The organism is Acinetobacter sp. P8-3-8 (genome assembly GCF_000214135.1).
GTDB lineage: Bacteria > Pseudomonadota > Gammaproteobacteria > Pseudomonadales > Moraxellaceae > Acinetobacter.
This window is the reverse complement of sequence record NZ_AFIE01000133.1, coordinates 1-922: the sequence shown is the minus strand read 5'-3', so window position 1 is coordinate 922 and position 922 is coordinate 1. Positions and strand designations below refer to the sequence as shown.

Genomic DNA, 922 nt, shown 5'->3' with positions numbered 1-922 from the left:
TTAGGTCTCTTTCATAAATCATTATTTAGCCAACTGAAAGTTGTAAATTCCAGCAATTAAATTAAACCTTAATCCTAGGCGTTTACCTCTATTTCTGTACCTTTCACATAAAATCTTAAAACTTTTTAATTTTCCAAATACATGCTCTATTCCTATCCTTCTTCTATTAATTTCTCGGTTATAAAATTTTAATTCTGATGCTAATTTTTGCCCTTTTTTTGCCTTCAATGGGATCAGACTTTTAGTATAAATATCGTAAATTCCCTGATAGCCTTTATCTGCTAAAATAAATGATCCTTTCGGAATTGAATTTAGATTTTCTTTAAATAATTCAAAATCATGCTTACTTCCCTTGCACATACTTAAGCTTAATATTTCCTGAGTCTTATAATGAATTATTGCCTGAATTTTAAATGTATGTGTTTTTTTCTTACCGCTATAGCTTATCTTTTGTTTTTTTTGGACGTTGAATAGGGATTTCTGTTGCATCGATAATGACAACATTCCAATCAATATCTGCACCTTTTGGTAATTTCTTTTGTAAATTAAATAAGTTAGACTTAATTAAGCAATCCTCTACATGACGTACGATTCGTGATGCCGTCGTTTCTGAAACACCATATGTCATACCAACATGAAATAATGTCCGATATTCACGCCAATAACTTAAACATAAGAGCAGTTGATCCTCTAAGTCTAAAATACTAGGTCTGCCTTTTACCGGCACATGAAGTTTTAACTCGGTCAACATGACATTAAAAGTTGACCAAGAAATGCCTGTTAATCGCTTAAATTGAATGTCTGTAAGCTTTTGAATATCAATATATCTCATCGTTGAATTATGCATGAAATTTCAAAAATATTTTGATTTAAAAACAAACAATTAACTGATCATTTTTTGACTTATGAAAGAGACCTATTT

At 30.0% G+C, this 922-nt stretch carries 2 protein-coding genes; both read right to left on the bottom strand.

What is annotated here, in order from left to right:
* Nucleotides 1–21 precede the first annotated feature (21 nt).
* Entirely contained in the window at nt 22–489 is a 468-nt protein-coding gene (locus tag GGG_RS21265; RefSeq protein ID WP_029574724.1) for an IS5/IS1182 family transposase, read from the bottom strand.
* Nucleotides 437–847, bottom strand: a complete 411-nt coding sequence (locus GGG_RS21260; RefSeq protein WP_010118029.1) for a transposase family protein — start codon at nt 845–847, stop codon at nt 437–439. The genes GGG_RS21265 and GGG_RS21260 overlap by 53 nt, the downstream gene beginning before the upstream one ends.
* Nucleotides 848–922 lie beyond the last annotated feature (75 nt).